The sequence below is a fragment of the Antarctobacter heliothermus genome (genome assembly GCF_900188425.1).
Taxonomy (GTDB): domain Bacteria; phylum Pseudomonadota; class Alphaproteobacteria; order Rhodobacterales; family Rhodobacteraceae; genus Antarctobacter; species Antarctobacter heliothermus.
In genome coordinates this window covers 1-1,633 of the sequence record NZ_FZON01000139.1, presented here as the reverse complement: position 1 = coordinate 1,633, position 1,633 = coordinate 1, and the positions used below count along the sequence as shown (strand labels likewise).

Annotated in this window: 2 protein-coding genes; both read right to left on the bottom strand. The window is 65.6% G+C overall.

All coding sequences use genetic code 11. The features are described 5' to 3' along the window. A partial coding sequence (locus tag CHB90_RS25880) for a DUF2793 domain-containing protein (protein ID WP_141135995.1) occupies positions 1-522 on the bottom strand: 522 nt, incomplete at its 3' end. A gap of 10 nt (positions 523-532) precedes the next feature. Further along, positions 533-1,633: GTA baseplate fiber-binding domain-containing protein (locus tag CHB90_RS25875; RefSeq protein ID WP_425426662.1), on the bottom strand; the 1,101-nt coding region annotated here is incomplete at its 5' end.

The following is a 1,633-nucleotide window of genomic DNA, read 5'->3' as shown; positions in this document are numbered from 1 at the left end:
GCCGGAAAACCCGGTCTGGTAAAGCAGCGATGCGGTATTGCCCGCAGCGGCCTTGTTGATCTTCACCTGATGCCCGGCACCGTCATGGCTGAGCAAAATGGCCGTGGCCGAGACCGAAAGCCGGTTTGTCGTATCGGCCGTGGCGTTGATCCCGAGCAGGTCAAGGTTCTGCAACTCTGACGGCAGAATGTCCGACCAGGTCGAGCCGTCCCACACCAGCAGCAACCCCTCGTCCTCGACCCATGCGCGCCAGCCGTTGCGCGGCGGCAGGCGCAGCCATGTGCCGTCCGTCCAGAGTGCCACGTTCAGATCCCAGCCGGACCAGTCGCCGGTGGCGCCCGAAGCGACGATGTACCGGTCGCCATCTGCAGGTGAACCGGGCGGCGCGGTCAGATCCCGGTCGAGAACGGAGAGATGCACAAGCCCGTCGAGGGTCCGGAGCGCCTCGTTGTGCGTGACATGCTTCTGGGCCTGCGCCGCCAGAATGTAGGGCAGCATCAAGTTGGTCGTGGTGTCGGGCATGAGATGGCCTTCAGAATATGAGTGTGGCGGTCTTGACTGCACCCCGCCCGACAGAGGCGGAGAGCTGGAAAATGCGGATATCAAGCGTGTCGCCGGGTCCGAGCAGTGCGCCCCAATCAGTGATCTGCTCAGCCGCGGCGTAGACTGCGCTGGTTGTGAAGGTGGTCAGGCTGCGCTTCACCGTCCCGCCAGCGAGGATCTCGACTTCGTAGGCCTCGACCTCTTCGACCAGCGGCACCTCCACCGCGCCCCAGCTGTCAGCGGAAAGCGCCCGGGATCGGCGCGTCCAGCGGATCGTGATATCACCGGGACTGCGCGGCTTGCGCCATGGCTGCTCCTCATGAGCCACCGAGAATGGCCGCAACCCAACCCCCGCAGGTGTGAAGGGGGTGCCGACATAGCTGTCATCGCTGACCGGGCGGGTCGCCGGGCCGATGCGCCAGTTCCACGGCAGCGCGAGGTCCCCTTCGGCGATCGGCAACGCGGCCAGCGTCTCGTCCACCACCACCACCCGTGCGCCCGCAGGCGTCGGGGTCCCCATGGCCCCTTCGGTTCCGCGCTGTCCGCGCAGAAGGCGGGTCAGGCGATAGCGGCCCGGTGCGATCAGCTCGGCGGTACCCGCCTGGAGGATCTCCCAGACGCCCGACGCAGTTTCCACTGCCAGCGCATTGGCCCCGCCAAACAGGGTCAGGTCGCTGACGCTCTCCAGCGTGCCGGAGAACAGATCCACGACCAGCGCATTACCGAGATCAAACCGCGAAGTGGGGCCTGCATGAAAATCCGAGACCAGCGAACCGATCCTGGCGGTACTGCCAAATGTCGTCAGCACTTCAAAGCTGTCCATTGAGGGGCTGCGGAACACCGCTAAGTCGCCCGCCCAGGGATCGGCAAAAGCTGCCACAAATGGCCGATGTGCGGGCTGATCTTCGCTCAGTTGCGGCAGATCGAGCAAGGTGACCTCTGGCGCACCGAAGACCGGGACTGGGCTCGGGGATGTTGGCCTCGCCTCGCCGGGTGGAACTTCGAGGCTTTCCAGATCCTGGCGCAGGGCTTCGATGCCCCGGGCGTCTGAATCGGCGATGGAGACAAGCCGCAGCGGCATCTGCCGGCC